This is a genomic window from Streptomyces sp. NPDC059696, assembly GCF_042733745.1.
Classification (GTDB): domain Bacteria; phylum Actinomycetota; class Actinomycetes; order Streptomycetales; family Streptomycetaceae; genus Streptomyces.
The window spans coordinates 248796-271554 of the sequence record NZ_JBHWFG010000006.1 but is presented as its reverse complement, the minus strand read 5'-3'; the positions used below and the strand labels follow the sequence as shown (position 1 = coordinate 271554).

The 22759-nt window shown below is 71.4% G+C and carries 23 protein-coding genes and 1 pseudogene; 9 read left to right on the top strand and 15 right to left on the bottom strand.

Going from position 1 to position 22759, the window contains the following annotated elements; genetic code table 11:
• Positions 1 to 34: 34 nt before the first annotated feature.
• The 3 genes from ACFV20_RS09310 to ACFV20_RS09300 form a co-directional block, all read right to left on the bottom strand.
• A complete protein-coding gene (locus tag ACFV20_RS09310) occupies positions 35 to 742 on the bottom strand; it encodes a methionine ABC transporter permease (RefSeq protein WP_385654253.1) in 708 nt (235 codons plus the stop codon).
• Positions 739 to 1773: a methionine ABC transporter ATP-binding protein gene (locus ACFV20_RS09305; RefSeq protein WP_385654250.1), complete on the bottom strand. Its 1035-nt coding sequence runs from the start codon at positions 1771 to 1773 to the stop codon at positions 739 to 741. Before ACFV20_RS09305 ends, ACFV20_RS09310 begins: the two co-directional genes overlap by 4 nt.
• A 373-nt stretch (positions 1774 to 2146) precedes the next feature.
• Positions 2147 to 2797 (bottom strand): HAD-IA family hydrolase, encoded by a 651-nt coding sequence (locus ACFV20_RS09300; protein ID WP_385654247.1) that lies wholly within the window; start codon positions 2795 to 2797, stop codon positions 2147 to 2149.
• A gap of 69 nt (positions 2798 to 2866) precedes the next feature.
• On the opposite strand from ACFV20_RS09300, the gene ACFV20_RS09295 reads away from it, so the two are divergent.
• Both ACFV20_RS09295 and ACFV20_RS09290 read left to right on the top strand, forming a co-directional pair.
• Complete coding sequence (locus ACFV20_RS09295; RefSeq protein ID WP_385654245.1) at positions 2867 to 3226, top strand: hypothetical protein; 360 nt, start codon at positions 2867 to 2869, stop codon at positions 3224 to 3226.
• Positions 3207 to 3635, top strand: coding sequence for a hypothetical protein (locus ACFV20_RS09290; protein ID WP_385654242.1), 429 nt, complete (start codon positions 3207 to 3209; stop codon positions 3633 to 3635). The genes ACFV20_RS09295 and ACFV20_RS09290 overlap by 20 nt, the downstream gene beginning before the upstream one ends.
• Before the next feature lie 70 nt (positions 3636 to 3705).
• Here the strand turns inward: ACFV20_RS09290 and ACFV20_RS09285 are convergent, their stop codons facing one another.
• From ACFV20_RS09285 to ACFV20_RS09275, 3 genes are all read right to left on the bottom strand, one after another.
• Positions 3706 to 4203, bottom strand: coding sequence for a GNAT family N-acetyltransferase (locus ACFV20_RS09285; RefSeq protein WP_385654323.1), 498 nt, complete (start codon positions 4201 to 4203; stop codon positions 3706 to 3708).
• Between the two features lie 55 nt (positions 4204 to 4258).
• Positions 4259 to 4753, bottom strand: coding sequence for a sigma-70 family RNA polymerase sigma factor (locus ACFV20_RS09280; protein ID WP_385654240.1), 495 nt, complete (start codon positions 4751 to 4753; stop codon positions 4259 to 4261).
• Positions 4754 to 4844: 91 nt separating this feature from the next.
• A complete protein-coding gene (locus ACFV20_RS09275) occupies positions 4845 to 6014 on the bottom strand; it encodes a glycerophosphodiester phosphodiesterase (RefSeq protein ID WP_385654237.1) in 1170 nt (389 codons plus the stop codon).
• A 387-nt stretch (positions 6015 to 6401) separates the two neighbouring features.
• Between ACFV20_RS09275 and ACFV20_RS09270 the strand changes: the two genes are divergently transcribed.
• Positions 6402 to 7076, top strand: a complete 675-nt coding sequence (locus ACFV20_RS09270; protein WP_385654235.1) for a lysophospholipid acyltransferase family protein — start codon at positions 6402 to 6404, stop codon at positions 7074 to 7076.
• 174 nt (positions 7077 to 7250) lie between these two features.
• Here the strand turns inward: ACFV20_RS09270 and ACFV20_RS09265 are convergent, their stop codons facing one another.
• From ACFV20_RS09265 to argH, 4 genes are all read right to left on the bottom strand, one after another.
• Positions 7251 to 8786, bottom strand: a complete 1536-nt coding sequence (locus tag ACFV20_RS09265) for an MFS transporter (RefSeq protein ID WP_385654233.1) — start codon at positions 8784 to 8786, stop codon at positions 7251 to 7253.
• On the bottom strand, positions 8783 to 9334 hold the full coding sequence (locus tag ACFV20_RS09260; protein ID WP_385654231.1) for a TetR/AcrR family transcriptional regulator: 552 nt from the start codon (positions 9332 to 9334) through the stop codon (positions 8783 to 8785). The genes ACFV20_RS09265 and ACFV20_RS09260 overlap by 4 nt, the downstream gene beginning before the upstream one ends.
• Positions 9335 to 9422: 88 nt before the next feature.
• Positions 9423 to 10394 (bottom strand): aldo/keto reductase, encoded by a 972-nt coding sequence (locus ACFV20_RS09255; RefSeq protein ID WP_385654228.1) that lies wholly within the window; start codon positions 10392 to 10394, stop codon positions 9423 to 9425.
• A gap of 153 nt (positions 10395 to 10547) precedes the next feature.
• Entirely contained in the window at positions 10548 to 11981 is a 1434-nt protein-coding gene (gene argH / locus ACFV20_RS09250; protein ID WP_385654226.1) for an argininosuccinate lyase, read from the bottom strand.
• A 225-nt stretch (positions 11982 to 12206) separates the two neighbouring features.
• Here argH and ACFV20_RS09245 point away from each other — a divergent pair.
• The 6 genes and pseudogenes from ACFV20_RS09245 to ACFV20_RS09220 form a co-directional block, all read left to right on the top strand.
• A pseudogene (locus ACFV20_RS09245) lies at positions 12207 to 12647 on the top strand (hypothetical protein); the annotation flags it as partial.
• Positions 12648 to 12795: 148 nt separating this feature from the next.
• Positions 12796 to 13383 carry a pyridoxamine 5'-phosphate oxidase family protein gene (locus ACFV20_RS09240; protein ID WP_385654224.1) on the top strand — a complete coding sequence of 196 codons (588 nt, stop codon included), beginning with the start codon at positions 12796 to 12798 and terminating at the stop codon, positions 13381 to 13383.
• 3 nt (positions 13384 to 13386) lie between these two features.
• Positions 13387 to 14085, top strand: coding sequence for a L,D-transpeptidase (locus ACFV20_RS09235; RefSeq protein ID WP_385654220.1), 699 nt, complete (start codon positions 13387 to 13389; stop codon positions 14083 to 14085).
• 129 nt (positions 14086 to 14214) lie between these two features.
• Entirely contained in the window at positions 14215 to 15597 is a 1383-nt protein-coding gene (locus ACFV20_RS09230) for a ferric reductase-like transmembrane domain-containing protein (protein WP_385654217.1), read from the top strand.
• Between the two features lie 40 nt (positions 15598 to 15637).
• Positions 15638 to 16720: an FMN-binding protein gene (locus ACFV20_RS09225; RefSeq protein ID WP_385654214.1), complete on the top strand. Its 1083-nt coding sequence runs from the start codon at positions 15638 to 15640 to the stop codon at positions 16718 to 16720.
• On the top strand, positions 16713 to 17516 hold the full coding sequence (locus ACFV20_RS09220) for an FAD:protein FMN transferase (protein ID WP_385654212.1): 804 nt from the start codon (positions 16713 to 16715) through the stop codon (positions 17514 to 17516). Before ACFV20_RS09225 ends, ACFV20_RS09220 begins: the two co-directional genes overlap by 8 nt.
• Before the next feature lie 344 nt (positions 17517 to 17860).
• On the opposite strand, the gene ACFV20_RS09215 is transcribed toward ACFV20_RS09220, so the two are convergent.
• From ACFV20_RS09215 to argC, 5 genes are read right to left on the bottom strand one after another with little or no spacing between them, the layout of a single operon-like run.
• Positions 17861 to 18406, bottom strand: a complete 546-nt coding sequence (locus ACFV20_RS09215; protein ID WP_030848800.1) for an arginine repressor — start codon at positions 18404 to 18406, stop codon at positions 17861 to 17863.
• 7 nt (positions 18407 to 18413) lie between these two features.
• Positions 18414 to 19613, bottom strand: a complete 1200-nt coding sequence (locus ACFV20_RS09210; protein ID WP_385654208.1) for an acetylornithine transaminase — start codon at positions 19611 to 19613, stop codon at positions 18414 to 18416.
• Positions 19610 to 20521 (bottom strand): acetylglutamate kinase, encoded by a 912-nt coding sequence (gene argB / locus ACFV20_RS09205; RefSeq protein WP_385654206.1) that lies wholly within the window; start codon positions 20519 to 20521, stop codon positions 19610 to 19612. Before argB ends, ACFV20_RS09210 begins: the two co-directional genes overlap by 4 nt.
• Positions 20518 to 21669, bottom strand: a complete 1152-nt coding sequence (gene argJ / locus ACFV20_RS09200; RefSeq protein ID WP_385654203.1) for a bifunctional glutamate N-acetyltransferase/amino-acid acetyltransferase ArgJ — start codon at positions 21667 to 21669, stop codon at positions 20518 to 20520. Before argJ ends, argB begins: the two co-directional genes overlap by 4 nt.
• A complete protein-coding gene (gene argC, locus ACFV20_RS09195) occupies positions 21666 to 22694 on the bottom strand; it encodes an N-acetyl-gamma-glutamyl-phosphate reductase (RefSeq protein ID WP_385654200.1) in 1029 nt (342 codons plus the stop codon). The genes argJ and argC overlap by 4 nt, the downstream gene beginning before the upstream one ends.
• Between the last annotated feature and the right edge of the window lie 65 nt (positions 22695 to 22759).

The window sequence follows — 22759 nt, the reverse complement described above, 5'->3', positions numbered from 1 at the left end:
GTGGTGCGGCCCCGGTGCGGGTGGACCGGGGGGTTCAGGAAGCGGCTTTGAGGAGCCGCAGTTTGGGGGCGGGGCCGGAGTGGGCGCCGCGGCGGTGCAGGGAGCGGGCCGTGTAGTCGCCGGCGAACTGGATGACCGAGATGACGACGGCGAGGATCGCGACGGTGATCCACATCAGCTGGGTCTCGAAGCGCTGGTAGCCGTAGCGGATGGCGATGTCCCCGAGGCCGCCCGCGCCGACGGTGCCCGCCATGGCGGAGTAGCCGATGAGGGCGACGATCGTGGTGGTGGTGCTGGAGATCAGCGACGGCAGGGACTCGGGCACGAGGACCTTGCGGACGACGGTCCAGGTGTTGCCGCCCATGGCCTGCACGGCCTCGACGAGCCCGTGGTCCACTTCGCGGACGGCCGTCTCGACCAGGCGCGCGAAGAAGGGGATGGCACCGACGGCGAGCGGCACGATGGCGGCCTCGACACCGATGGTCGTCCCGGTGATCGAGCGGGTGAAGCCCATCAGCGCGACCATCAGGATGATGAACGGCAGGGAGCGGGCGATGTTCACGATCTGCCCGATGACCTTGTTGGCCGCGAGGTTCTGCAGGAGGCCCCCGCGGTCGGTGAGGACCAGCAGGATGCCGAGCGGCAGTCCGCCGACGACGGCGATGAGCGTGGACCAGCCGACCATGTAGAGGGTGTCCCAACACGCCTGCTCCAGCAGGGGCTGCATCTCCGACCAGGTCACTTCGCACCTTCCTTCACCAGTTCGGACTCGTGGCCCGGGAGGTCGATCTGGAGGCCCTGTTCGCGCAGGAAGCCGATGGGCACGACGTTGTCCTCGTAGCGGCCGGGCAGTTCGATGCGCATCCGGCCGACCTGGAGGCCGCCGACGGTGTCGATGGCGGCACCGAGGATCGATATGTCGATGTTGTAGGTGCGGGCGAGCTGCGAGATGACGGGCTGGGTGGCGCTCTCGCCCTGGAAGGTGACGTCGACGACGGTGCGGTCCTCGCCGGAGGCCTCGCCGTCGAGCGGGAACAGCGCGGCGGCCAGCTCGGAACCGGGGGTCGCGAGCAGCTCGCTGACCGTCCCCGACTCGACGATGCGCCCGTTCTCCATGAGGGCGGCCGAGTCGCAGACCGACTTGACGACGTCCATCTCGTGGGTGATGAGCAGGACGGTCAGGCCGAGCTGGCGGTTGAGGTCGCGCAGCAGCGCCAGGATCGAACGGGTGGTCTCCGGGTCGAGGGCGCTGGTGGCCTCGTCGGACAGCAGCACCTTCGGGTCGCCGGCGAGGGCGCGGGCGATGCCGACGCGCTGCTTCTGGCCGCCGGAGAGCTGCGCCGGGTAGGACTTCGCCTTGTCGGCGAGGCCGACCAGGTCGAGCAGCTCCAGCGCCTTGCGGGAGCGTTCCTTCCCGGACTTCCCGAGGATCTCCAGCGGCAGCTCGACGTTGTCCTGGACGGTCCGGGAGGACAGCAGGTTGAAGTGCTGGAAGACCATGCCGATGCGGCTGCGCGCCTGTCGCAGTTCCCTTCCGGCGCGCGGGCCGCGGCCGGCCAGGGCGGTGAGGTCCTGCCCGGCGACGGTCACGGTGCCGGCGGTGGGGCGTTCCAGCAGGTTGACGCAGCGGATGAGCGAGGACTTGCCGGCGCCGGACTGGCCGATGACGCCGTACACCTCGCCTTCGCGGACGTGCAGGTCGACGCCGTCCAGGGCGGTGACCTCGCGGCCGCGTGCACGGTAGACCTTGGTCAGGCCCGAGGTGGTGATCACTGGGATTCCGTCACTGTCGAGTGCGCGGGCGTGGGTGTGCCCGGGCACAGGTGCATTCGGTCAGGGACGCGACACGGTTCTCGCTGGGGAGTGGAACCGGGAGAACATGTGCGCGGGGCGGCCTCGGGTCACGCGGCGCTCAGGGCGCGCGGACGGGCCGCGTCTCGCTTCGGGGCGCGAGCTCAGAGGTGGTGCAGGGGCCCTCTAGAAGGCGCACATTCGACACATACAACGAGCACCGGGCGTCAGGGTCGCCTCGGTCGCGGGGATGCGGTCGCTCGTCGTGGTCATGGCGTCAGTAAAACATGCGTACGGTCCCGACCAGCCCTCCGCTGTCCGCATGCTGGACAGCGGTGGACGGAGTCGCGGCCTGTCAGCGGCGCGGGGAGATCTCCACGCCCTGTTCGGTGACCAGTGCGGACAGGGCCGACAGGTTCTCGACGACCAGATCGGCGTGCAGTTCGTGGGCCTGGTGGGTTGTGGTCAACGCCACGGTGGTCATGCCCGCGGCCCGACCGGCCGCCAGGCCGGCGGGGGCGTCCTCGAAGACGACGCAGTGCGCGGGGTCGACGCCGAGGGTCCGGGCGGCGAGCAGGTAGGGCTCCGGGTCGGGCTTGCCGCGGGTGATGTCGTCGGCGGCGACGAGCGTCTTGGGCAGGATGCCGACGGCGTCGAGCCGGGCCTCGGCGAGACGCCGGGTGGCCGAGGTGACGACGGCCCAGCGTTCGGCGGGCAGCGCGTCGAGGAAGGCCCGGGTGCCCGGCAGCAGGTGCACGCCGCCGCCGGGTACGTCCTCCACCTCCAGATCCTCGATCCGCGCGACGGCGGCCGGTACGGCCTCGGCGGGCAGCAGGTCGGCGGCTATCTCGGCGGCCGGCCGGCCGTGCAGCTCGACGCGTGCGAACGCCTCGGCCGTGATCCCGTACTCCTCGGCCCACCGCGTCCAGCAGCGGTCCACCGAGGCGAGGGAGGAGACGAGGGTTCCGTCGTTGTCGAACAGCAGGGCCTGGGCGTGGATCGTCATGCCCTCGACCCTACGGTGCAGGCCAGGGCCGGACGCGGGGGGCCTTTTCGGCCGTAATAAGGTCGCTGCATGCTGAATGCCCTGACGCTGGTGACCGGCGTCGCCGCGCTGCTGCTCGCCGCCTGGTGCGGCTGGGCGGCCTACCGCGACCAGCCGACGAAGGACTGGCACTTCATCGGGATGGCCGTGGTCACCCTGCTGTCGCTGATCCAGCTGGTCGTGGGGATCGTGCTGCTCGCGCGGGGCGAGAAGCCGGAGCAGGGCACGACGATCTTCGTGGCCTATCTGCTGGGGGCGTTCGCGTGTGTCCCGGCGGCGGGGTTCATGTCGCTGGCCGAGCGGACCCGGTGGGGTTCGGTGACGGTGGCCGCCGGCGGTGTGGTGCTGGCGGTGCTGGAGGTGCGTCTCTATGACATCTGGGGAGGCTGAGGTGAGCCGGCGCCGGCTGATCAGCGGACCGGGCACGCTGCTCGTGTGGCTGTACGGCGTGATGGTCGTGGGGGCGGTGTCGCGGTCCGCGTATCAGATCGCGACGGAGTTCGACCGGGCGCCGCTCGCGTATTCGCTGTCGGCCGTGGCCGGTGTCGTGTACGGGTTCATCACGTACACGCTGGTGCGGGGCGGGGAGACGGCGCGGAGGGTCGCGCTGGCGTGCTGTGTCGCGGAGTTGGTGGGGGTGCTGACGGTGGGGACCTGGACGCTGGTCGAGCCGTCGGCCTTCCCGGACGCGACCGTGTGGTCGGACTTCGGGATGGGGTATCTGTTCATCCCCGTCCTCCTGCCGGTGTCCGCCATCTACTGGCTGCGGAAGGGTGCGCCCCGGGAGGGTGCCGCCTGATGCACGTCAGGCGGCCGCGCGCCGGGTGGGGCTTGTCGCGCAGTTCCCCGCGCCCCTGAGGGGGCGAGACTCAGGCCGTCGCCGCGTACGTGCTCGCCGGCTTCTCCAGGATGATCATCGGTACGCCGTCGGAACCCTGGGACGTGCCCACCGTCTCGTAGCCGACCTTGCGGTAGAGACGGAGGTTGCCCTCGCTGCGGTGGCCGGTGTGGAGGCGGAAGCGGGTGGCGCCGTGGTCGCCGGCGAGGGCCGCTTCGGCCGCCCCGAGGAGGCGGGCGCCGATGCCGTGGCCCTGGAGGCGGGGGTGGACGCAGAGCTTGCCGATCGCGGCGGCGCCGTCCTCGGTGAGGGAGCCGCGGACCGAGCCGACGACCTCGTCGCCGAGCCGGGCCACGAAGACGCAGTCGCGGGTGACCTCCTCGCGGACCGAGTCGAGGGTTTGGACGAGCGGGTCGATGCGGTAGTTCCCGTACAGGGCCGCCTCCGACTGGAAGCACAGGTACTGCAGCCTGAAGATCTGCTCCGCGTCCTGCTCGGTCGCCGCAGAGATGGTCACGCTCATGCCCATGTGCGCACGCCTCCCGCTCATCTGATCACTGTCGTCCTCACTCCTATCCCCGTCCTCAGCGGGCCGCAACCTCCGGCGTCAGCAATCTCCTGAGACATCCCAGGCATCTGGAACGTTCCGGTCCAAGACTCCCCTGTGAGATACCCAACTCCCCTGCGATTTCCCGGTATGTCAGGTCCTCAGGCGAGAGCAGGGCCTCCAGCAGCCGGGGGCAGCGGCCCGGGAGGCGGCGCACCGCCTCGCGCAGGGCCCGGCCGCGGGCCGCGGCGAGGGCCAGCTGCTCGGGGTCGTGGTCCTGGTCGTCGACCGGTTCCCCGGCGTACGGCCGTTCGAGGCGGTGCCTGCGGCGGGTGCGGCGCACCTCGGAGCGGACGGCGCGGCGCAGCCACTGCTCGGGGTCGAGCGGCGGGCCTTGCGCGTCGAGGCGCTCCAGCAGACGGAGCCAGACCGCCTGCTCCAGATCACCCGGCTCGGCTCCGCTGGAATATGCCTCCGCGGAGGCCTCGGCGGTGAGCAGTGGGCGCAGGGCGGTGACCAGGTCGTGCGTCATATGCGGAGCGACGCGGCCGCCCGGGCGGCGGGTTGCCCGGGCGGCCGAAGCTCACTCGACCGGGGGGTGTGGCCCCCGCTGTTGACAAGGGTCAGCGGTGGAAGTCCTCGCGGGCCAGCAGACCCGTGTCGGGCTGGTCGGTGAAGACACCGTCGATGCCGGTCGCGAAGTACGCCTTGTAGGCGCCGAAGACGTCACCGTAGGCGTCCGGGTCCGTGCCCTTGCGGAAGTCCGCGGGCAGGAAGGGGTTCTCGTTGCGCATGGTGTAGGGGTGCAGGACGAGTCCGACCCGGTGCGCGTCGGAGACCAGGGTCGTCGGCTCGGTGAGCCTGCCCTGGGCGTCGCGCGGGACGACCAGGTCCAGGGTGGGGCCGATGCCCTGCGCGTAGGAGGCGATCTCGCGCAGGCCGGCCGGCTTGACCAGGTCCGCGACGGTGCGCGGGTCGCCGGTCTCGACGAAGTCGAAGGGGCGGGAGTTCGCCGAGGACAGCAGGACGACCAGCGGGTTGTCGACGATCTTGTGCAGGCGCTGGATGCTGGTCGGTTCGAAGGACTGGAGGATGACCGGGGAGGTGCGCCGGTCCTTGCGGTGCTTGCGCAGCAGCTTGGCGACCCGCTCCTCCAGGGGCAGGCCCTGCTTGCGGAAGTAGGTGGGGTGTTTCAGCTCGGGGTAGATCCACACCTGCTTGCCGCGCTTGCGGGTCTGCTCGTCCTGCCACCTGAGGACCTCTTCGAAGGTGGGGATCTCCCAGCGGCCGTTGTAGAGCCTGTTGTGCGGGCGGTTGGCCGGGATGCGCTCGACCGCGCGCAGGGTCTTCAGCTCGGCGAGCGTGAAGTCCTCGGTGAACCAGCCGGTGGTGGAGACGCCGTCGAGCAGCTTGGTCTTCTTGCGACCGGCGAACTCGGGGTGGTCGGCGACGTCCGTGGTGCCGCCGATCTCCGGCTCGTGACGGCAGACCAGGTGCCCGTCCTTCGTCGGGACCAGGTCGCCCGCCTCGACGATGTCGGCACCCAGGTCGAGGGCGAGCTGGTACGACCCGAAGGTGTGCTCGGGGCGGTAGCCGCTGGCGCCGCGGTGGCCGATGATCGTCGGCTTGGGCAGGCTCTGGATCCCACCGTGGCCGCCGCCGTGCCGGGCACCGTCGGCGCGTGCCGTGCCGGCCATGCCGAGGACCGCTCCGCCGGCCCCGAGCACCGCGGCGCCGAGCAGGGCCCGCCGTCCCGTACCGCTCGTTTCTTCGTTCGACTCCTGCGTTCCCATGAGCGCCCTCCCTGCCGTCGCGGCTCGTCCGTGCGGGCCGATCGTAGGGGCGCGTACATGACGGGTGGGAGACCCGGGGTGGAACACGCGGGTGACGCGGGATGTCGTAGTGCCTGGTGAGAGGGATGAGTTGACGGCTCGTCGCATCATGTTCGATTCGGGCGTGCCGTTCTGGGAACGCGTGCGGTGGGTCCCGAGGCGATGTGCGTCACAGCATGTCGACCGCGTTACGCACCGTCGGCCGCGCACCACCGCAGGTAAACACGCGTCAACAGTGCGTAAGGCCTCGGTGAAGTCGCCGTGCCCGATGTGCGTGATGACCGGGGCCACGAGTATCGTCCTCACCTGCACAGACTCATACAGAACCCCTTGACACCGGAGGGTCCGTTGTCCCGCTTCGTGCTCATCAAGGCAGTGCTCGGCCCGATCATGCGCCTGATGTTCCGCCCCCAGGTGGAGGGCGCGGAGCACATTCCCGGCGACGGCCCCGTCATCCTGGCCGGCAACCACCTGACGTTCATCGACTCGATGATCCTGCCGCTGGTCTGCGACCGGCAGGTCTTCTTCATCGGCAAGGACGAGTACGTGACCGGGAAGGGGTTGAAGGGGCGGCTGATGGCCTGGTTCTTCACCGGTGTCGGCATGATCCCGGTCGACCGGGACGGTGGGCGGGGCGGTGTCGCCGCGCTGATGACCGGCCGGCGGGTGCTGGAGGAAGGCCGGGTCTTCGGCATCTACCCCGAGGGGACGCGGTCGCCCGACGGGCGGCTGTACCGGGGGCGGACGGGGATCGCCCGGCTGACCCTGATGACCGGGGCGCCCGTGGTGCCGTTCGCCATGATCGGTACGGACAAGCTGCAGCCGGGTGGGGCGGGTCTGCCCCGTCCGGGGAAGGTCACGGTGCGATTCGGTGAGGCGATGGAGTTCTCCCGGTACGAGGGGATGGACCGGGATCGCTACGTGCTGCGGGCCGTGACGGACTCGGTGATGGCCGAGGTGATGCGGTTGTCGGGGCAGGAGTACGTGGACATGTACGCGAGCAAGGCGAAGGAAGCGGCGTAGGTGGTCCGGGGCGCGGGCGGGCTCGGGGGGCCTGGTCCGTCGGCGGCTGCGGGTGGTCTTGGGCTTGTCGCGCAGTTCCCCGCGCCCCCTTTGGGTGTCGCTTCCCCGGGCGTTGTGGAGGTGCTCCCCGTACCCGTTTCGCGCAGTTCGCCGCGCCCCTTTTGGGGCGTGGCCTTATGTGTGGTCGGGGGTGCTGTCTTCCAGTTTCTGGCCCCGTAGCAAGAACCACGCCGCCACCGCCGCTGCCAGGAGGACCGCTGCGCCGGCGCCGGCCGCCAGGGCCAGGCCGTCGACGAAGGACGTGCGGGCCGCGTCCAGCATCAGGTCGGCGCTGCGGGACGGCATGTGCCCCGCCGCCTCGACCGCGCCGCCCAGGGATTCGTGGGCCGCGGCCGGTGTGCCCGCCGGGCCGGTGAAGTCGCGGTAGACGCCGGTGACGATGGAGCCCAGCGCTGCGATACCGAGTGCCGCACCGAGTTCGTACGCCGTCTCGGACACGGCCGACGCGGAGCCCGCGTGCTCCTTGGGCACGCTGGAGAGGATCACGTCGGCGGTCACGGTGAACGAGAAGCCCGCCCCGACGCCGACCACCAGCAGCGCCGCCCCGAGCAGCGGATAGCCGGTCGACTGGCCGAGCACCGTGAGCACGGCCAGCGCGACGCCGATCGCCGCGAGACCCCCGGAGACCACGGCCCGCACGGAGAAGCGCCGGGCCACCCGGCCCGCGACCAGACCGGCCACCACCGCACCGACGGCCGCGGGCAGTTCGGCGAGCCCCGCCTCGAAGGGCCGCCTGCCCTGGACGAGTTGCAGGTACTGGGACAGGAAGAACACCAGCCCGGACAGGCCGAGGATGGTCAGCAGATCGGCCAGCACCGCCCCGCTGAAACCGCGGTGCCGGAACAGCCGCATGTCCAGCAGCGGGGCCGGCAGCCTGAGCTGACGGCGGACGAATCCGTACAGGGCGGCCGCGCCCAGCAGGCCCGCCGCCAGGGTGCTCCATCCGAAGCCGTGGGTGGCGGCCTCCTTGATCGCGTAGACGACGCCGATCATGCCGACCAGCGACAGCACGACACTGACCAGGTCCCAGGGGCCGGGGTTCGCGGTGCGCGACTCGGGCAGCAGCCTGATCCCGACGAGGACCAGGACGGCCATCACGGGCAGGTTGATCAGGAAGACCGAGCCCCACCAGAAGTGCTCCAGCAGGAACCCGCCGACGATCGGCCCGACCGCCGTGCCGGCGGAGGCGGTGGCGCCCCAGATGCCGACGGCGAGGCTGCGTTCGCGCGGGTCGTGGAAGAGGTTGCGGATCAGGGCGAGCGTCGCCGGCATGAGGGTCGCCCCGGCGACGCCCAGCAGCGCCCGGGCCGCGATCATCATCTCGGGCGTGGTGGCGTAGGCGTTGACGACGGATATCGCGCCGAACGCCGTGGCCCCGACCAGCAGGATCCGCTTGCGGCCGATGCGGTCGCCGAGGCTGCCCATGGACACGAGCAGACCGGCGATGACGAACGAGTAGACGTCACCGATCCACAGCAGCTGGGTGCCGGAGGGCTTGAGGTCCTCACTGATGTAGGGGGTCGCGAGACCGAGGACGGTCGCGTCGACAGCCACCAGCAGCACGGCGAGCACGAGGACGCCGAGCGCGAGCCAGCGGCCCGGTCGCTTCACCGCCTCGGTCGTCTCCGCCGCCCGCAGGGTGCTGGTCATGATTCCTCTCTTCTGAGTGCGCCGCCGAGCAGCAGCTCGACGATCATGTGCTGGAAGTCCTTGGGTGCGCCCTTGCCGCTGTGCACCATCCAGGCGCCGGAGGCCATGAGGCCGTAGAGCGCCTCGGTGAGCCAGGCGGGGGTGAGGTCGATGCGGAACTCGCCGCCGAGCTGGCCGCGGCGGAACACGGCGGAGATCCGGTCGTCGATCCTGGCCCAGCCGGCGTTCTGGCCCTCGCCCTCGAACAGCTGGTTCTCGGTGTAGAGGAACGCGAGCAGTCCGGCGGCGGGCTCCATGGCCCCGACCAGTCGGCGGACCGCCTCGCACGCCGTGTCCTCGTCGAGCCGGGCCGCGTCCAGCGCCGCCTCGCACTCCGCGATGCCGAGTGCCTCCAGCGCCCGGACGAGGGCGTCGCGTCCGGCGAAGTGACGGTGCAGCGTGGCCCGGCTGATACCGGCGGCCTTGGCGACCTCGTCCATGGTCGCGGTGGATTTGCGGGTCAGCAGAGCTGCGGCGGCGCGCAGCACATGCTCGGGATCGACAGCCATGAGACAAGCCTAACCCATATGAGACATGAATGTCTCACATTGGGCATGCGTGACTCATCACTGGCGTGGTGGTGGGGTGACGATGTGCTCAGTGCCAGGGCAGCTGGGCGCGTCGCCGCCAGTACGCGTGCGGCTCCTCCACCAGCGTGGCGAGGCGGGTCAGCTGGTCGTCGTCGAGGTCGACGACCGCCGCGTGCAGGTTCGAGGCGAGCTGGCCGGTGGTGGCGGCCCCGGAGAGGACGACACCGGCCCAGGGCTGCCGGAGGATCACGGCCAGGGCGACGGCGTCGCAGCCGAGCCCGGTGCGTTCGGCGATCTCCCTCAGGACGTCGGGGGCGTGCGGCCCGGCGAGCCGGCCGTTGGCCATGCCCTCCTTGACGATCACGGTGAGTCCGGCGTCGTGGGCCTCGGCGAGGGCGGGCGCGGCGGAGGTCTCCAGCGCGTTGTACGTGGACTGCACGGTACGGAAGAGGGGTTCGCCGTCGACTGTCACGGCGAGGGCGGCACGGATCGCGTCCGCCTGGGCGGGGCCGCTGGTGGAGAACCCGACGGTGAGGCCCTGCGCGGCGGCATCGGCGAGTTTCGCGTGCAGCTCCTTGTCGGTGAGGGCCGGACTGTCCGGGGTCACCGAGTGAATCTGGTAGAGGTCGAGCCGGTCGCCGAGCAGGGCGTCACTCTCGGCGCGCTGGCGTTCGTAGGTGGCGAGGGTGTGGTCCTTGACCTCGTGCCGCTCGGCGTCGGTGGACCAGTCGGCGGTGTAGGTGTAGCCCCATTTGCTGCCGACGACGATGTCGTCGAGGCCGGGCCGGTCCTTCAGCCAGTCGGCGAGGAACTCCTCGGACCGGCCGTAGGAGCGGGCCGCGTCGAAGTAGCGGACGCCCTGGGCGTAGGCGGCGTCGAGGAGTTCGTGCGTGCGGCTGCGCAGGGCGTCGACCGTGCGCTCCGACGGGAGGTCCTCGTCCCGGCCGAGGTTGATGTAGCCGGGGCGCCCCACGGCGGCGAGGCCCAGTCCGATGTGGCAGGTGGGGGTGGTCGCTGTGGCCAGGCGGGCGAAGGGCATCGCGGGCTCCGTTCGGTCGGCTCCGGTTCGGCTTCGACTCAACGTAACCCGCGACGACCTTCGCCTCGGAGCTCGGGACGTGCGGTGTTTCGGCGGGTTGCGGGATGCGTGCGGCTGGTCGCGCAGTTCCCCGCGCCCCTGAGGGGCGTGCCCTCAGGCCTGCCTCTTGGCCATCGCCCACGCGTGCTGGGCCGCCACGTCGGCCTTCACCTCCGCCAGCTGGACGGCGACCGCGCTCGGGGCGGTGCCGCCGCGGCCGTTGCGGGAGGCCAGGGCGCCGGGGACGTCGAGGACCGTGCGGACCTCGGGGGTGAGATGGGCGGAGATCTTCGCGAACTGCTCGTCGGTCAGCTCGTCCAGTTCCTTGCCCTCGGCCTCGGCGACCTTCACGCACTCGCCGGCGACCTCGTGGGCCACGCGGAACGGGACGCCCTGCTTCACCAGCCACTCGGCGATGTCCGTGGCGAGGGAGAAGCCGGCCGGGGCCAGTTCCTCCATGCGCTCGCGGTGGACGGTGAGGGTGGCCATCATTCCGGTGAAGGCCGGCAGCAGGATCTCCAGCTGGTCGATGGAGTCGAAGACCGGCTCCTTGTCCTCCTGGAGGTCCCGGTTGTACGCGAGCGGGAGGGCCTTGAGGGTGGCCATCAGGCCCGTGAGGTTGCCGATCAGGCGGCCCGACTTGCCCCGGGCCAGCTCCGCGATGTCCGGGTTCTTCTTCTGGGGCATGATCGACGAGCCCGTGGAGAACGCGTCGTGGAGGGTCACGAAGGAGAACTCCTTCGTGTTCCAGATGATGACCTCCTCGGCGATCCGGGAGAGGTTGACGCCGATCATCGCAGTGATGAAGGCGAACTCGGCGACGAAGTCCCGGGAGGCCGTGCCGTCGATGGAGTTGCCGGCCGAACCGTGTTCGAAGCCGAGGTCCTTCGCCACCGCCTCCGGGTCCAGCCCGAGGGAGGAACCCGCCAGGGCGCCCGAGCCGTAGGGCGAGACCGCCGTGCGGGCGTCCCACTGGCGCAGTCGCTCCGCGTCCCGGGAGAGGGACTGGACGTGGGCCAGGACGTGGTGGGCGAAGAGGACGGGCTGGGCGTGCTGGAGGTGCGTGCGGCCGGGCATCGCCACGTCGGGGTGGGCCTCGGCCAGGCCGATCAGCGCGTCCTGGAGCTCGGCGATCAGGCCGCCGACGATGCGGGCGTGGTCGCGCAGGTACATGCGGAAGAGCGTCGCGACCTGGTCGTTGCGGGAGCGGCCCGCGCGCAGCTTGCCGCCGAGGTCGGCGCCGAGGCGCTCCAGGAGGCCGCGCTCCAGGGCCGTGTGGACGTCCTCGTCGGCGATCGTCCCCACGAAGGAGCCGTCGGCGACGTCCGCCTCCAGCTGGTCGAGACCGGCGATCATGCGGGTCAGCTCGTCCTCCGTGAGGAGGCCCGCCTTGTGCAGCACGCGCGCGTGGGCACGCGAACCGGCGATGTCGTACGGCGCGAGCCGCCAGTCGAAGTGGACGGACGCGGACAGCTTCGCCAGGGCCTCGGCGGGACCGTCGGCGAACCGGCCGCCCCAGAGCCGGACGTCACCGCTGTTGCTGCTCACCTGCTGCGCTCCTCAAGGGGTGGTGGATGTATCTCACCGTCATGCATGAGTATGCAGACCTCTGCATGATTCGTCAATTCAGCGGGGCCGGGAAGCGGTTTCCGGTCGACTGAGAGGAATTTGAAGATCCTTTGAACGCGGGAAACCGCTTACCCGTACCTCTCGCCGAACGCAGGCGCCGCGTTACGACACCGACGAACACACCGACCCTAGTGAGGCATCCGCATGTCCAGGGCTCTTCCGAAGTACAACAAGCGTCGCGTCACGTTCATCGGCGGCGCCGCCGCGGTGGCACTGTCCGGCACGGTGATCGCCGGCTTCGCCCTCGCCGGGGAGACGCCCGACCGCGGCGCCAAGAACGCCCGGACGCTGGCCGGGCCGGGCACGATCACCTGCCCGGACGTGCGCTCCAAGCTCCCGGCGGTCCCGGCCTCCGCCAAGGCCGAGGTCGACCGCAACCTCACCCTGCTCAACACGCAGATCCAGGAAGCCAACAAGCGCCTGGCCGACACCGTCGGCCAGGGCGGCCCCAACTTCGTCCAGAACGCCATCCTCGGCCCCCTCAAGGACAAGCGCGTCTCGACCGTCAACCGCATCGCCACCGCCATCGGACGGACCGCCGCCAAGCCCCAGGGCCTGGACGCCCTGGCCGCCTGCACGCTCAACAAGTGACGTGACAGGCGCTGTGGCCGCCCCGTGGGAGCGCCGGCCGGGGCGGCCACGGACGACGCCTGCCCGCGGGGTCCGGCAGAGGTGACCGGACCCCGCACATTCCCTTAGACATGTGAAACATCTACGGCCATCATCGTTCGACATGGGAAAGACTCATGAGCGCATAGACGGCCGCCTCCGCACGTTCATCGAGGGGCAGCCGGTCTTCTTCACCGCGACCGCGCCCCTGGCCGCGGACGGCACGGTCAACCTCTCCCCCAAGGGCCTCAAGGGCTCCTTCGCGGTGCTGGACGAGCACACCGTGGCCTACCTCGACTTCGCCGGCTCCAACGCCGAGACCATCGCCCACCTGCGGGAGAACGGGCGGATCACGCTGATGTGGTGTGCCTTCCAGGGCCCGCCGAACATCGTGCGCGTGCACGGCAGGGGCGAACCGGTCTTCCGTGACGACCCCCGCTTCGGGGAGCTGCTCGGGCACTTCCCCGGCATCGACCCGGCGCAGCACGGCCTGCGCGCCGTCATCGTCGTCACCGCCGAACTCGTGCGCGACACCTGCGGCTACGCGGTTCCCTTCATGACGTACGAGGAGGAACGGGACCTGCACGCCAAGCGGTTCGCCCGGGAGGACGACGCGTCCCTCAGCGCGTACTTCAGCAAGAAGGAGCACATCGCCACCAGCCTGGACGGACTACCCGGGCTGCCGTTGCCGCTGCCGCCCTCTAACGTCTGAGGCATGCGCCCCGGTGCCGTCGCCCTCGCCGTCTCCTCGCTGATCGTGCTCGGCGCCGGGCCGCCCGTGCCCCCGCCGCCGCTGCCCGCCCGGATGGCCCACACCGGCGGCGGCACCCAGCTCATCACCGCGGTGGCACCGACGCGTACCTCGACGACGGGGACCGTCACCTGGTGGGACCGCTCGGACGGGCGCTGGGTGGAGCGGGGTTCCGCGCCCGCCCGCTTCGGGGCGAACGGGCTCGTCGCGGGTGCCGGCCGCAAGCAGGGCACGAACACCACACCGACCGGCCTCTACGGCCTGCCGTACGCCTTCGGGATCGAGGCGGCGCCGCGCGGGACGGCGTACCCCTACCGCCGGGTGCACCAGGACTCCTGGTGGTGCCAGGACAACGACTCCCGCTCCTACAACCGCTGGACCGAGCCGCGCGCGGCGGACTGCCGGGCGGCCGAGTCCGAGCACCTGATCGGCTACCCGACGCAGTACGCGCACGCGCTGGTCGTCGGCTTCAACTACGAGCGTCCCGTGCGGGGGCGCGGCGCGGGCATCTTCCTCCACGTCAACGGGCGGGGGGCGACGGCCGGTTGCGTGTCGGTGCCCGAGGAGGCGATGCGGCGGATCCTGGTCTGGGCCGACCCCGCCCGGCGGCCGCACATCGCCGTGGGCACCCGGAGCGGGAGCACGGCCGTCACCCGCGTGTGACGGGCGGCGCCGGCCGCGTGAGTGTTACCAACGGTCACTCCAGTTCGCGCCCGAGTCGGCGCCCGGCTGAACGCTCCCGCGCCCCGGCACGTATGTGTGGGCCAAGGGTCAAGTCCCCACGGAGGAACCGTGACCACCACGCTCGCAGGCGGACGTGCCGCCCGCCGCCAGACGATGCGCCGCATCCGCCCGCGCCGCTCCCCCGCCGTCCCGCTGCTGATCGCCCTGTGGGCCGGTGCGGCGGCTGTGCTGTGGCTGTGGTGGGACAACACGCCGTCCCTCGCCGACGACACCAGCAAGATCCTGGCCGCGGGCCGGATCACCGGTCTGCTCGCCGGGTACCTCATGGCGCTCGTGGTGCTCCAGATGGCCCGGGTGCCCGCGCTGGAGCGCCGGGTGGGCACCGACCGGGTGGCGCGCTGGCACGCGATGACCGGCCGCTACACGCTCTGTCTGGTGCTGGCCCACGTCTTCCTCACCATGTGGGGCTACGCGCTCCAGGCGGGCAAGGGGCTCGGCGACGTCGTCCAGCAGACGGTCGACTCCGTCAACCAGCTGCCGGACATGGGCAAGGCCGCCATCGGCACGGGCCTGCTGTTCCTCATCGGGATCCTGTCGATCGGCGGGGTGCGGCGCCTGATCGGTTACGACACCTGGTACCACGTGCACCTGCTCACGTACGCCGCGGTGTACATGACGTTCTGGCACCAGATCACGACCGGCAACGAGTTCGCCGTCGAGCCGGCCGCGAAGACGTTCTGGTACGGGCTCTACGGGGCGGTGACCGCGCTCGTCGTCTGGTACCGGATCCTCACCCCGATCCGGCTGAACCTGCGTCACCGGATGCGCGTCGCGGCGGTCATCGAGGAGACGCCGGGGATCGTGTCCGTGCTGATCAGCGGGCGCAAGCTGCACCGGATGGGCGCGGAGGCCGGGCACTTCTTCCGCTGGCGGTTCAAGGCACCGGGCATGCGTTTCAGTTCCCACCCGTACTCGCTGTCGGCGGCGCCCCGCCCGGACATGCTGCGGATCACGGTCAAGGCCATCGGTGACCACACCTCCCGGCTGCGCGACCTCGAGCCCGGCACCAAGGTGTGGGCCGAGGGCCCGTACGGCGCGATGACCGCGCAGCGGCGCAGCCGGGGCAAGGTGCTGCTGGTCGCGGGCGGTGTCGGCATCACCCCGATGCGGGCGCTGTTCGAGACGCTGCCGGGCGCGTCCGGTGACATCACCCTGCTCTACCGCGCCAACACCACCCAGGACCTGGCGCTGTGGGGCGAACTCGCCAAGATCGCCGACGAGCGCGGCGCGCGGCTGATGTACGCGGTCAACAGCCCGGAGGGCGAGCGTCCCGACATCTCGGCGGAGTCCCTCCAGCGCAAGATCCCCGACATCGGCGACCACGACGTCTTCATGTGCGGGCCGCCCGGCTTCGCGCAGTCGGTCTACGAGGCACTGCGCGGCGCGGGAGTACCCGCCCGCCGTATCCATCACGAGTCGTTCGAGATGTGAGCGACGGGACACCAACGGCCCTTCAGGAGTTTGGGAAACGATGAGGAAGTCTCACCCCGTCCGGCGTGCCGTGCTCGCCGGCGCAGCCACCGTCTCCGGGATCGTGCTGCTGCTGTCCCTGAAGCCGGCCTCCGACCCCGGGTCGGCGCAGGCCGCGGGGCAGGCTCCGCCCGCCGCCGCCGGGCAGGCACCGCAGGGCGGTGTGAACGGAGCGGTCACCGGTGACGCGGCGCAGACGCAGTACGGCGCCGTGCAGGTCCGCCTGACGATGAGCAACGGCAAGATCACCCAGGCCGAGGCGGTGCAGGCGCCCAAGGGCGGCCGCAGCGACCAGATCACGGCCAGCTCGGTGCCGCGGCTGAACCAGGCGGTGGTCGCGGCGCAGAGCGCGGAGATCGACGCGGTCTCCGGGGCGACGTACACCAGCGCCGGCTACAAGAAGTCCCTCCAGTCGGCCCTGGACAAGGCGAAGGCGTCGGGTGGGGCCCAGCAGGGGGCGGGCGGCGCTCAGACGCTGACCGGGGATGTCGCGCAGACGCAGTACGGGCCGGTGCAGGTGCGGGTGACCGTGGCCGGCGGGAAGATCACCAAGGCCGAGGCCGTCCAGGCACCCAAGGGCGGCCGCAGCGACCAGATCACCTCCTCCTCCGTCCCCCGCCTCAACCAGGCGGCCGTCGCGGCCGGAAGCGCCGACATCGACGCCGTCTCCGGAGCCACCTACACCAGCGCCGGCTACAAGAAGTCCCTCCAGTCGGCCCTGGACAAGGCGAAGGCGCAGGGCGGTTCCTCGCAGGCGGCGGGCTCGGGTGGCGGCGGCCGGGCGGCGGGGTCCGGGGGCGGCCAGGCGGCGACGCGGACGCTGACCGGCAGTGTGGCGCAGACGCAGTACGGGCCGGTGCAGGTGCGGGTGACCGTGGCCGGCGGGAAGATCACCAAGGCCGAGGCCGTCCAGGCACCCAAGGGCGGCCGCAGCGACCAGATCACCTCCTCCTCCGTCCCCCGCCTCAACCAGGCGGCCGTCGCGGCCGGAAGCGCCGACATCGACAGCGTCTCCGGAGCCACCTACACCAGCGCCGGCTACAAGAAGTCCCTCCAGTCGGCGCTGGACCAGGCCGGTGGCTGACACGGTGGCCGACTCCGCACAGGCTCCCGCCGCGGTACGTCATGCCGAGGAGACGATGGGGACCGTCTTCTCCTTCGACGTCCGCGGCGGGGAACCGGCCGCCGTGCGTGCGGCCCTCGACGAGGCCGTGGCCGGGCTGCACCGGGTGGACGAGGTGTTCAGCACGTACCGCGAGGACAGTCAGATCTCGCGGCTGCAGCGCGGTGAGGTGAGTGTCGCGCAGTGCGATGCCGAGGTCGCCGAGGTGCTGGAACTGGCCGCGGAGGCGGAGCGGCTGAGTCACGGCTGGTTCAGCACGTCGTACCAGGGCCGCCTCGATCCGACCGGCATCGTGAAGGGCTGGGCGGTGGAGCGGGCGGCGCGGCGGCTGGCGGAGGTGCCCGGGGTGTGCGGGGTGAATCTGAACGGCGGCGGCGATGTGCAGCTGCTCGGGACACCGGGTGGGCAGCGGCCGTGGCGGGTGGGGGTGGCCGACCCGTTGCGGCCGGGCGGCCTGGCGGCGGTCGTCTCGGCGGCCGGTGTGTCGGAACTGTCCGTGGCCACGTCCGGTACGGCGGAGCGGGGGGACCACATCGTCGACCCCCGGACGGGACGTTCCGCGGTGACCGACCTGGTGTCCGTGACGGTGGTGGGCCCTCGGCTGACGTGGGTGGACTGCTGGGCGACGGCGGCGTTCGCGATGGGCTCACGCGAGGGGCTGGCGTGGCTGGAGTCGCTGCCGGGCGTCGAGGCGCTGCTGATCACGGCCGGCGACGAGGTGCGCTGCACCGGGGGGTTGGCGGCGAGGCTGGGGTGAGTTGTGGCTGGGGCCGGGTGGGTCCGCGGCCCGGCGTGGCGGGGTGCCTCCCCCGAGCTCTCGGCTTCGCTCGAGCAGGGGGACCCCCGTCGCCCACCCGTGCCGCCCCCGCGGCACGCATGCCCGCGGCTGAGCCGACCCAGGGGCGCGGGCAACCGCGCGACCAGCCACACACCACCCGCACGCGGCCACCCGCACCACCGCCACGGCGCTCAGGGGCGCGGGGAACCGCGCGACCAGCCACACACCACCCGCACGCGGCCACCCGCACCACCGCCACGGCGCTCAGGGGCGCGGGGAACTGCGCGAACGGCCACAGCGCACCCGCGCACGACCCACGACCCCTAGTGCCCGTTCTGCGCCAGCCTCAGCAGATGATCGGCCAGAGCCTGCCCACCCGTCGGGTCCCTGCTGATCAGCATCAGCGTGTCGTCTCCCGCGATCGTCCCCAGGATGTCGTGCAGTTCGGCCTGGTCGATCGCCGACGCCAGGAACTGCGCCGCTCCCGGAGGCGTCCGCAGGACCACGAGGTTCGCCGAGGCCTCCGCGGAGATCAGCAGCTCCTGCGAGAGCCGTCGCATCCGCTCCTCCTTCGCCGACCCGCCCAGCGGTGCCCGGGGCGTGCGGAACCCGCCCTCGCTGGGCACCGCGTAGATCAGGTCGCCGTCGGCGTTGCGGATCTTCACCGCGTTCAGCTCGTCCAGGTCCCGGCTGAGCGTCGCCTGCGTGACGTTCAGCCCGTCGTCGGCGAGCAGTTTCGCCAGCTGGCTCTGCGACCGGACCGGCTGCCGGTTGAGGATGTCCACGATCCGGCGGTGGCGGGCGGTGCGGGTCTGCGGCACGGCGGGCCCGTTCGCCCCCGGCTGCTCATGGTCCTGCGCCTGGCTCATCGTCGTCTCATTCCCCGGATCGTCCGTCCCCGCTGACTGCCTGGAGGATGCCGGGCAGCGCCCCGAGGAACGCGTCCGCCTCGTCGTCGCGAAGGTTCAGCGGCGGCATCAGCCGTACGACGTCGGGGGCGGGCACGTTCACCAGGAATCCGGCCTCCTGAGCCGCCTGGCGCACCTGGGGCGCGAGCGGCTCGGTGAGCACGATACCCAGCAGGAGTCCCGTACCCCGGACGAAATCGATCAACGGATGGCCGAGGCCCTCGATTCCGTCCCGCAACTTCTCGCTCTGCCGCTTGACGTTCTCCAGCAGCCCCTCGTTCTCGATGGTGTCGAGGACGGCGAGCCCGGCGGCGCAGGCCACGGGGTTGCCGCCGAAGGTCGTGCCGTGCTGGCCGGGCTGGAGCAGGTCGGCGGCCCTCCCGAAGGCGACCGTCGCGCCGAGCGGCAGTCCGCCGCCGAGCTGCTTGGCGAGGGTGACGACGTCGGGCAGGACGCCCTCGTGGGCCTGGTACTCGAACCAGTGCCCGGTCCGGCCGATGCCGGTCTGCACCTCGTCGAGGACGAGCAGGGCCCCGGTCGCGGCGGTGATGGCCCGGGCCGCCTTGAGGTATCCGGCGGGCGGGACGACCACGCCGAGCTCGCCCTGGACCGGTTCGAGGATGACGAGCGCGGTCTCGTCCGTCACCGCCGCGGCCAGGGCCTGCGCGTCGCCGAACGGCACGTGGGTGACGTCGCCGGGCAGCGGCAGGAACGGTTCGCGCTTGCCGGCCTGGCCGGTGAGCGCCAGGGCGCCCATGGTCCGGCCGTGGAAGGCGCCTTCGGTGGCGACGACGTGGGTCCGCCCGGTCAGCCGGCCGATCTTGAAGGCGGCTTCGTTGGCCTCGGCACCGGAGTTGCAGAAGAAGACCTTGCCGTCCCGGCCGAACAGGGTGAGCAGCCGTTCGGCGAGGGCGACGGTCGGCTCGGCCATGAAGAAGTTGGAGATGTGGCCGAGGGAGCCGATCTGGCGGGTGACGGCCTCGACGACCGCCGGGTGGGCTTGGCCGAGGGCGTTGGTGGCGATGCCGCCGACGAAGTCGAGGTAGGCGTTGCCGTCGGCGTCCCACACCCGGGTGCCCGCGCCGCGTGCCAGGGGCAGCAGCGGGGTGCCGTAGTTGTTCATGAGCGCGCCCTGCCACCGCTCGGCGTACTCCTGGTGGGCGGTCATACGGCGTCCCCCTCCTGCTCGTCGGGCACGACCATCGTGCCGATGCCCTCGTCGGTGAAGATCTCCAGCAGGATCGAGTGCTGGACCCGGCCGTCGATGACGCGGGCGGTGGTGACGCCGTTGCGCACGGCGTGCAGGCAGCCCTCCATCTTCGGCACCATGCCGGACGACAGGTCCGGCAGCAGCCGCTCCAGCTCGGAGGCGGTGAGGCGGCTGATCACCTCGTCGCTGTGCGGCCAGTCCTCGTACAGGCCCTCGACGTCCGTGAGGACCATGAGGGTTTCGGCGTCCAGTGCCGCAGCGAGTGCCGCAGCCGCCGTATCAGCATTGACGTTGTAGACATGTCCGTCGTCCTGGGAGCGGGCGATCGAGGAGACGACCGGGATGCGGCCGTCGGCGAGCAGGGCCTCGATCGCGCCCGTGTCGATCGCGGTGATCTCGCCGACGCGTCCGATGTCGACCAGCTCGCCGTCGATCTCGGGCTGGTGCTTGGTGGCGGTGATGGTGTGGGCGTCCTCGCCGGTGAGGCCCACGGCGAGCGGTCCGTGCTGGTTGAGCAGCCCGACCAGTTCGCGCTGGACCTGCCCGGCGAGCACCATGCGTACGACGTCCATGGCGTCCTCGGTGGTCACCCTGAGGCCGGCCTTGAACTCGCTGACGATGCCGTGCTGGTCGAGCGCGGCGCTGATCTGCGGGCCGCCGCCGTGCACCACGACGGGCTTGAGGCCGGCGTGGTGCAGGAACACCACGTCCTGGGCGAAGGCGGCCTTCAGGTCCTCGTCGATCATGGCGTTGCCGCCGAACTTGATGACGACAGTCTTGCCGTTGTGCCGGACCAGCCAGGGCAGCGCCTCGATGAGGATCTGCGCCTTGGGCAGCGCGGTGTGTTTGCGCGTCGGTGTGCTCATGAGCTGTAGGCGCTGTTCTCGTGGACGTAGTCGGCGGTGAGGTCGTTGGTCCAGATGGTGGCGGTCTCGGACCCGGCGGCGAGGTCGGCGACGATGTGCACCTCGCGGTAGCGCATGTCGACCTTGTCGCGGTCCTCGCCGACGCCGCCGTTCTTGCAGACCCACACGCCGTTGATGGCGACGTTCAGCCGGTCCGGCTCGAAGGCCGCCCGCGTGGTGCCGATCGCGGAGAGCACGCGGCCCCAGTTGGGGTCCTCGCCGTGGAGGGCGCACTTGAGGAGGTTGTTGCGGGCGATGGAGCGGCCCACCTCGACGGCGTCGTCCTCGGTGGCGGCGCCCACCACCTCGACCTTGATGTCCTTGCTGGCGCCCTCGGCGTCCCGGATGAGCTGCTGGCCGAGGTCGTCGCAGACCTGTCGTACGGCCTCGGCGAACTCCTCGTACGCCGGGGTGACCTCGGCGGAGCCGGAGGCGAGCAGCAGCACGGTGTCGTTGGTGGACATGCAGCCGTCGGAGTCGACCCGGTCGAAGGTCGTGCGGGTCGCCGCCCGCAGCGCCTTGTCCAGGTCGGCGTCGTCGACGGCGGCGTCGGTGGTGAGGACGACGAGCATGGTCGCGAGGCCGGGGGCGAGCATGCCCGCGCCCTTGGCCATGCCGCCGACGGTCCAGCCCTCCTTGGTGACGACGGACGTCTTGTGGACGGTGTCGGTGGTCTTGATGGCGATGGCGGCCTTCTCGCCGCCGTGCTCGGAGAGCTGGGCGGCGGCCGTCTCGATGCCCGGGAGCAGCTTGTCCATGGGGAGCAGGACACCGATGAGGCCGGTGGAGCAGACGGCCACCTCGATGGCGCCCCGCCCGAGGACCTCGGCGGCCTTCTCGGCGGTCGCGTGGGTGTCCTGGAAGCCCTTGGGGCCGGTACAGGCGTTGGCGCCGCCGGAGTTGAGAACGACGGCGGAGACCTGGCCGCTCTTCAGCACCTGCTCGGACCACAGGACCGGCGCGGCCTTCACACGGTTGGAGGTGAAGACGCCTGCGGCGGCGCGGCGGGGGCCGGTGTTGACCACGAGGGCCAGGTCGGGGTTGCCGTTCTCCTTGATCCCGGCGGCGATGCCCGCCGCCGTGAATCCCTTTGCTGCCGTCACACTCACGGCGCAACTCCGATCGTCGTCAGTCCGGTGGTCTCGTCGAGACCCAGGGCGATGTTCATGCTCTGGACGGCACCGCCCGCGGTGCCCTTGGTGAGGTTGTCGATGGCGCTGATCACGATGATCCGTCCGGCGTCCGCGTCGTACGCGACCTGCATCTGAACGGCGTTGGAACCGTGGACGGACGCCGTGGCGGGCCACTGGCCCTCGGGGAGCAGATGCACGAACGGTTCGTCGGCGCAGGCCTTCTCGTAGGCGGCGCGCAGCGACTCGCCGGTGACACCGTCGGCGGCCTTCGCGCTGCACGTGGCGAGGATGCCGCGCGGCATCGGCGCGAGGGTCGGGGTGAAGGACACGGTGACCGGCTGCCCGGCGGCCGCGCTGAGGTTCTGGGTGATCTCGGGGGTGTGGCGGTGCACGCCGCCGACGCCGTACGGGGACATCGACCCCATGACCTCGCTGCCCAGCAGGTGCGGCTTGGGCGCCTTGCCCGCTCCGGAGGTGCCGGACGCGGCGACGATCACGGCCTCGGGCTCCGCCAGGCCCGCCGCGTAGGCCGGGACGAGGGCGAGGGAGACCGCGGTGGGGTAGCAACCCGGCACCGCGATGCGCTTGGCCCCCGTAAGCCGAGTGCGGGCGCCCGGCAGTTCGGGAAGGCCGTAGGGCCAGGTGCCGGCGTGCGGGGAGCCGTAGAACCGCTCCCAGGCGGCGGCGTCCGTCAGGCGGAAGTCGGCGCCCATGTCGACGACGAGCACGTCCGGGCCGAGCTGCTCGGCGACGGCGGCGGACTGCCCGTGCGGCAGCGCGAGGAAGACGACGTCGTGGCCGGTGAGCACGTCCGGGGTGGTCTCCTGGAGTACTCGGCCGGCCAGGGGCAGCAGGTGCGGCTGGAGCGCACCGAGCCTCTGTCCCGCGTTCGAGTTGCCGGTCAGGGCACCGATCTCGACCTCGGGGTGGGTCAGGAGCAGACGCAGCAGTTCCCCGCCCGCATATCCGCTCGCTCCGGCCACTGCCGCACGCACCGCCATGAAACCTCCTCCTTAGAGGGCATGACTATACGTTTCGCTGCACGTTTATGCAATCCCATGCAGCG